This is a genomic window from Komagataeibacter kakiaceti JCM 25156 (assembly GCF_000613305.1).
In genome coordinates, this window is sequence record NZ_BAIO01000092.1 from 1 (window position 1) to 7,283 (window position 7,283).

General features: G+C 63.9%; 3 protein-coding genes and 4 pseudogenes. 2 read left to right on the forward strand and 5 right to left on the reverse strand.

Translation table 11 applies throughout. The features are described from left to right. On the reverse strand, positions 1-394 hold a 394-nt coding region (locus tag JCM25156_RS07355; RefSeq protein ID WP_034958806.1), incomplete at its 3' end, for an ABC transporter ATP-binding protein. Between the two features lie 268 nt (positions 395-662). Here JCM25156_RS07355 and acnA point away from each other — a divergent pair. Next, positions 663-3,355, forward strand: a pseudogene (gene acnA / locus JCM25156_RS22385) (aconitate hydratase AcnA). A 221-nt stretch (positions 3,356-3,576) separates the two neighbouring features. Next, a pseudogene (locus tag JCM25156_RS22390) lies at positions 3,577-4,471 on the forward strand (LysR family transcriptional regulator). 93 nt (positions 4,472-4,564) lie between these two features. Here the strand turns inward: JCM25156_RS22390 and JCM25156_RS22395 are convergent. From JCM25156_RS22395 to JCM25156_RS30890, 4 genes and pseudogenes are all read right to left on the reverse strand, one after another. Continuing rightward, positions 4,565-5,467, reverse strand: coding sequence for a hypothetical protein (locus tag JCM25156_RS22395; protein ID WP_034958810.1), 903 nt, complete (start codon positions 5,465-5,467; stop codon positions 4,565-4,567). Between the two features lie 116 nt (positions 5,468-5,583). After that, positions 5,584-6,854 (reverse strand): annotated as a pseudogene (locus tag JCM25156_RS22400) (AAA family ATPase). After that, entirely contained in the window at positions 6,851-7,012 is a 162-nt protein-coding gene (locus JCM25156_RS30885) for a hypothetical protein (protein ID WP_242402537.1), read from the reverse strand. The pseudogene JCM25156_RS22400 and the gene JCM25156_RS30885 overlap by 4 nt, the downstream one beginning before the upstream one ends. Continuing rightward, a pseudogene (locus tag JCM25156_RS30890) lies at positions 7,009-7,283 on the reverse strand (hypothetical protein); the annotation flags it as partial. The gene JCM25156_RS30885 and the pseudogene JCM25156_RS30890, both read right to left, overlap by 4 nt.

Here is a 7,283-nt window from a genome sequence, read left to right on the forward strand (position 1 = left end):
GTTTCTGCCCGGCGGACAGCATGCGCGCCGGAAGATCCGCCAGCCCCAGAATATTGAGTGATTTCATGCATGAATCGGGATCCCCGCCCCCCGATCTGGCCGCCAGCGTCAGGTTTTCACGCAATGTCAGGCCCGGTTTCAGCGCGTCCTGATGGCCCAGATAGGCCACGCGGCTGGCATGTTCGCTGCGGTCGGCCAGCGTGTCCACACCCGACCACAGCACATGGCCGCCTTCAGGTTTGCGCAAACCCGCGAGCACGCGCAGCAAGGTGGACTTGCCCGCGCCGTTCGGTCCGGTCAGAAGCAGGGCGCATCCCGCCTCCAGCGTGAAGCCGACCCGATCAAGAACCAGCCTTTCACCGCGGAAAACCGAGATATTCTCCACTTCCAGCATGGGGGGGCCGGGGGGGGTAATGGCAGGAATGACGGAAATCCTCCGATCGGTGGGCCAGGGGGGCGGGACGCAAAAAAACGCCTGCTCCCGCTTTCTTGTTACCGGCTCCAGCTTGTGTCGCAACCGCGTCCGGGTATGTTCTACCCCCGTTGGGAGATCAAGCCGGTTGTCCCCGGCAAGGTCGTTAACCCCGCACCATGGAAACAGGTCGCGGGGACACGATCACAGGGGACGATCCGTTGCTGACGCCTCGGAGGAAACAAAGCCAATGAAGACGGTTGGGCACGACTCACTGAAAACGGGCCGTACACTGAAAGTGGACGGCAAGACCTATCATTATTTCTCAATCCCGGAAGCGGAAAAGACCATCGGTTCCGTGGCCCGCCTGCCAGTCAGCCTGAAGGTGCTGCTGGAGAACGTGCTGCGGTTCGAGGATGGACATTCCTATACGGTCGAGGACGCCAAGGCCATCGCCGGATGGCTGAAGGAAGGGCGCAGCACCAAGGAAGTGCCCTTCAAGCCCGCGCGCATCCTCATGCAGGATTTCACCGGCGTTCCCGCCGTTGTGGATCTGGCCGCGATGCGCGATGGCATCCTCAAGCTCAAGGGTGACCCGCAGAAGGTGAACCCGCTGGTTCCCGTCAACCTCGTGATCGACCACTCGGTCATGGTGGACGTGGCCGGCACGCCGGACGCCCTGCAGGACAACGTCACCATCGAGTTCGAGCGCAATGGCGAGCGTTACGCCTTCCTGCGCTGGGGCCAGGAAGCGTTCGAGAACTTCTCCGTCGTGCCGCCGGGCACGGGCATCTGCCACCAGGTGAACCTTGAATATATCGCCCAGGCGGTATGGACGGCGCATGTGGGCGGCAAGGACTATGCCTATCCCGATACGCTGTTCGGCACGGACAGCCACACCACCATGGTCAATGGCATGGGCGTGCTGGGCTGGGGCGTTGGCGGGATCGAGGCGGAAGCCGCGATGCTGGGCCAGCCGATCGCGATGCTGATCCCCGATGTGATCGGCTTCAAGATGACGGGCAAGCTGCCCGAAGGTGCGACCGCCACCGATCTGGTGCTGACCGTGACCCAGATGCTGCGCAAGAAGGGCGTTGTCGGCAAGTTTGTCGAGTTCTTCGGCCCCGCCCTTGACCATCTGCCGGTTGCCGACCGCGCGACCATCGCCAACATGGCGCCGGAATATGGTGCGACCTGCGGCTTCTTCCCGGTCGATAACCTGACGCTGGATTACCTGCGCCAGACCGGCCGTGACGAACACCGCATCAAGCTGACGGAAGAATACCTCAAGGCGCAGGAAATGTTCCGGCACGCCGATTCGGCGCACCCGGTCTTCACCGATACGCTGGAACTCGACCTCGCCACCATCGTGCCGTCCATCGCCGGCCCCAAGCGCCCGCAGGACCGTGTCGTGCTGAAGGGCGCGGACAAGGCGTTCGAGACCGAGCTGACCGGAAACCTGGGCGTGCCCGTGGCCGACAAGGACAAGAAGGCGAAGGTTGCCGGCACCAATTACGAGATCGGCCATGGTGACGTGGTGATCGCGGCCATCACCTCGTGCACCAACACCTCCAACCCCGCCGTGCTGATCGCGGCCGGTCTGGTGGCGAAAAAGGCGCGCGCCCTGGGCCTGAAGCCCAAGCCGTGGGTCAAGACCTCGCTCGCGCCGGGATCGCAGGTGGTGACCGACTACCTGAACCGCGCCGGGCTGCAGGCCGAGCTGGACGCGATGGGCTTCAACACCGTCGGGTATGGCTGCACGACCTGTATCGGCAACTCCGGCCCGCTGGAAGATCACATCGTCGATGCGATCGAGAACAACAAGCTGGTCGCGGTGTCGGTGCTGTCGGGCAACCGTAACTTCGAGGGGCGCATCTCCCCAACGTGCGCGCCAACTACCTGGCCAGCCCGCCGCTGGTGGTGGCCTACTCCCTGCTGGGCACCATGCGCGAGGACATCACGACCACGCCGCTGGGCACCTCCAAGGATGGCAAGCCGGTCTACCTGAAGGACATCTGGCCGACCAACCACGAAATCGCCGCCCTGATCGGCTCCGCAATCACGCGTGAGGAGTTCATCAACCGCTACAAGCACGTCAGCCAGGGCACCAAGGAATGGCAGGCGCTGAAAGTCGCCACCGGTTCCGAGACCTATCCGTGGGATTCCAAGTCCACCTACGTGCAGGATCCGCCGTACTTCCAGAACATCACCCCCGAGCCCAAGCCGCGCGAGGACATTATTGGCGCGCGCATCCTGGCGCTGCTGGGTGACAACATCACGACCGACCACATCTCGCCCGCCGGCGCGATCAAGGAAAGCTCGCCCGCGGGCAAGTACCTTGAAGCCCATGGCGTGGCGAAGAAGGACTTCAACTCCTACGGCTCGCGCCGTGGCAATGACCGCGTGATGGTGCGCGGCACATTCGCCAACATCCGCATCAAGAACGAGATGCTGCCCGGCACCGAAGGGGGCGTGTCCAAGCACTTCCCGGACGGGAAGGAAGGCTCGATCTACGATGTCGCGATGGAATACAAGAAGGAGGGCGTGCCGCTGGTCGTCTTTGGCGGCAAGGAATACGGCATGGGTTCCTCGCGCGACTGGGCGGCCAAGGGCACGCTGCTGCTGGGTGTGCGCGCCGTGATCGCTGAAAGCTTCGAGCGTATCCACCGGTCCAACCTGGTGGGCATGGGCGTCCTGCCGCTGCTGTTCGAGGCGGGCACCACGCGCAAGACGCTGGGCCTGAAGGGGGATGAGACCATCGAAATCCGCGGTCTGGACAAGATCACGCCGCGCATGACGATGACCATGACCATCACCCGCGCCGATGGCTCCAAGCAGGATGTGCCCCTGCTGTGCCGTGTCGATACGCTGGACGAGGTGGAGTATTTCCGCAATGGCGGCATTCTCCAGACCGTGCTGCGCGGCATGACGAAGGCGGCCTGATCATCCGGCCCGTTCCGGCTCCGGCCGGAATGACATGACAGAACGGCGGTCCGTATCATACGGGCCGCCGTTTTTTTATGGGAAAGCATCTATGCACATAAAGCATAGGTACCGTTGCGTTACACACATATCCGTGGTGCCTTTTCTCTGTATTGTGTATAAATACGATGCCGTCTAAAGCCACGGTAATGTAATAACATGTCCGGATGTGATGGGGCCTCATGGATCTGCTTTCTGCTTTGCACAGCTTTGTCCGTGTAGCGGCGACGGGGTCATTCTCTGCCGTCTCGCGGGAAACTGGAGCCAGCCAGCCCACCATTTCACGTCATATCGCCCTGCTTGAGGCCCATTACGGGGCCACCCTGTTCGCCCGCACCACCCGCAGCCTGATGATGACGGAAGACGGGCGCAGCCTGCTGCCGCATGCCGATGAAGTGCTGGAAATCCTTGAAACGGCGGAAACGGCGCTGGGCCGCCGCCGGGCTTCGGTTTCCGGGCTGGTGCGGCTGGGGGTGACGACGGCGTTCGGCCTGTACCTGACCAGTCGGCTGGGCAAACTGCTGGAAGAGCATCCGGACCTGTCGGTCGAACTGGTCATGCGTGACGGGTTCGGCGATCTGGTTGAGGAAGGGCTGGATCTCGCCATCCGCATCGGGTCCATTGCCGAAGTCCCTGATCGCCCGCCGTCTTGGCTCCGTGCATCGCTGCGTGATCGCCTCGACCGATTATCTGGCCCGGCGCGGCACGCCCGAACATCCGCGTGACCTGCTCAATCACCCCTGTATCGCCTACAGCTATGGCGGAACGCGTCAGGACTGGCAGTTCACCCGCAAGGGGGAGGGAGAGACCACGGTTGCCGCCAGCGGCCCCTTTCGCGCCAATAGTAGCGAGGCGGTGTTGCAGGCGGTGCGGGCCGGGCTGGGGATCGGCCTGCTGCCCGCGTTTCAGGTCGAGGAGGATCTGGCGGCCGGACGGCTGAAATGCCTGCTGACGGAATGGACGATTCCCGAACTGCCTTTCTACGCGGTGCATACCGGCCCGCGCACGCTCCCCCTGCGGACCCGCACGGTTCTGGATTTCCTGATCGAGATTTCGGACGTGCTGCGGCAGAGCTGAAAGACGGCTTCAGGCGAAGCTTTTTTTTAAGCTTCGGAAGACCTCGCCTTTTTTTAAAGATGGCACCCGAAAACCCCGATGGGTTTTTACCGATCAATCCAGCGGGTTGGCCTGTCCCGGCAGCGGGGCAGCGGGATCGCGCGCCAGGCGGGCGTGTTCTTCCTCGCTCGTAGCCAGCATGTCGCTATGGAAGCCGTCATGCATGACCTGCGCCCAGTTGGCGATCCAGGTATCGGTGCGCTTTACAAAATCACTGGCGGCGGGCTGCTGGGCCAGCGTTTCCTTGGTCCAGTCCTGCGGGGAGCGCAGGGATCGCGTGCTGTCGCTATTGACCGGGTTGAGGAAGATGGTCACCGTCTCGACATTGACGTTATGGTCACCGGCAGGGGTGCTGTAGCTCCATCCGGTTTTCAGCAATACGGGCGGGAGGATGAAGCCTTCCTCCTTCAGCCGGTTGGCGATGACCGCCGTACGGTTGATGGAGGAGGGATAGACCGCGGCCGTGAACCAGCATTCCATCGCGGGCGGGTGGGCCGTTATCACGCGGGACATGAAGTTGCGGTCATCATGGCAGCTTGTATCAATGGCGGCGATGGCCGATTCCGGCACGGGCTGGATGCTGCCTTCCGCCCCGATCAGGCCGGTTACGACATGGCCTTCCACCCGGACGAGGATATTTTCCAGCACCTCACCGTGCGGGCCGTTGACGACGTTCATGACCGGATGCCACGTGCCCGCGGGCAGCGGCAGGATGCGCCCGGCAAACGGGATCGACTTCGTCAGGCGGTCGGTTATGGGCATCATGGTCACGATCCCCTCGCCACCGCCATCCCCGTTTCCCTCGCCCGCCGCCGTTTCGGCGGGGGGCGTATCGGTCATGCCCAGCCTGTTGTGGATGTTCGTGGCGACATGCCCCAGCGCGGGGATCAGGCGCTTGAGGTAGGCGGGCGGGAAGATGACCGTCAGAAGCCCGAAGGCAGGACCAGATACAGGCACCACCGCCACAGCGGCGCGCGACGCCATAAACGCGAAAAAGCAGACATTCAGCAGCCCATGCCGTTCATCTGGCCGATCCCCGCATGCGTGGCGGAAAAAAAGATCGCGGCCATGGGTCAGGGCGTGCCCCGGGCGCGGCGGGCTTCGCTGTCATCCGCGATCTGGACAACCACCCCATCCTCGTCCGTGACCACGCGCACCAGCTTGGCGCCCTGCTGGCGGGCGGTTATCAGCGAGTCGCTGATCATGTCCTCGATGGAGCGGGCCAGATCGCGCGCGCTGGCGGCGGGGCCCATGCGGTCCTGACGCTGCATGACCTGGAACAGCAGGGCCGCGTCGATTCCGCCCGTTTCCACCTTCAGCCATAGCTGCCGATCATCGCCTCGATCTCGAGCGCCGCCACGCGGGCGATGTCGAGTCCCTCCAGCGGGCGGAACACGAAAATACGGTCCAGACGGTTGAGTACTTCCGGCGCGAACCCGGCCTGGCGCAGGGCCTCGACCGACTCGGCGCGCATCTTGTCGGGTTCATCCGCCAGCCGGTCCGCGATCTCGGACAGCGCATCGGTGGCGATGTTGGAGGTCAGGATGAAAATGCTGCGCACGGTCGAGATCTGCTGCCCGGTGGAGGCCTCGGTCACATGGCCATCGTTCCACGCGGTCAGGAATTTCTTGAAGACATCGGGATGCGCCTTTTCGATCTCGTCCAGCAGCACCACCGCATCCGGCTTTTCCTTCAGCCCGCCGGTCAGCTTGCCGTAGGTGTCCGAGCCGACATATCCCTTGGGCGAACCGAAAAGCTGGGTCGCGGCGTGGGGCGAACTCATCTGCGTCATGTCGAAGTTGAGCAGCGGGCGGTCAAGCTGGCGGGCAAGCTGCTTGGCCAGATACGTCTTGCCGGTGCCCGGCGGCCCGGCCAGCAGGAAAATCCCCACCGGCTTGCCCCGGACCTGCAGCGCCATGCGGCGGCGCAGCTGGGTGGCCACGTCCTCGCACACCTGGTCCTGACCGATCACGCGCGCGCGCAGGCTGGCGGCCAGTTCCTCCGCGTCGATCACGGTTTCCTTCTGTTCGCGCGCCAGCATTTCCTCCAGCGCGCTGCGATTGGTCAGCCTGGCGAGTACGTCCATCATCCATCCCCGTCTGCGTCGGATTCCCTTGCGGGCCAGTTTTTCGGCCCGGCTCTCGAACCAGAGCCCGGCCAGCGCCAGCAGGGCGCTGCCCGCGGCCAGGACCGGATATGCCGGGGCACACCATTCCATGAAATGCCGCACGCTGGCGAGCGAAAGATGCAGGGCCATCGCCGCCTGAAAGCTGCCCAGCACCAGGAAAATGACCATGAAGAGCGGCACCAGCCGTTCCATCAGGAGTGGGTAGAGCGGCTTCATTGCACCACCACCGCGATCACGATTTCCGTATTGCGCGTCAGGACCGGCAGCGCCGTCGGCCCCGGCACGAACACCGCCCCCGCGTGGATTCCGGCAGGCCCCGGATCCCCCGCTGCCGTGACACTCACATTCCCCGCGATGCGGATGGGCAGGATCACGCTTTTGGGCTGCGGGCCAGATGCACCGTCTGCACCAGCCCCAGCGACTGCACGTTCACCACCGCGCCACCGCCCAGCATGTCATACATCGGCATATCCGCCAGAACGACCTCGCGCCGCCGCAGCGCCGCGAGGATCTCGGTCTGCTGTTCGGGGGTGTAGGAGGTCTGGCGCAGCATTTCCGCCGCCCTGTCGGGGGCGATCATGGGCATCTGGCCCATCATGTCCGGCCGGTTCTGCACCGGGGCGTTGAGCTGCAGGTGGCCGTTAT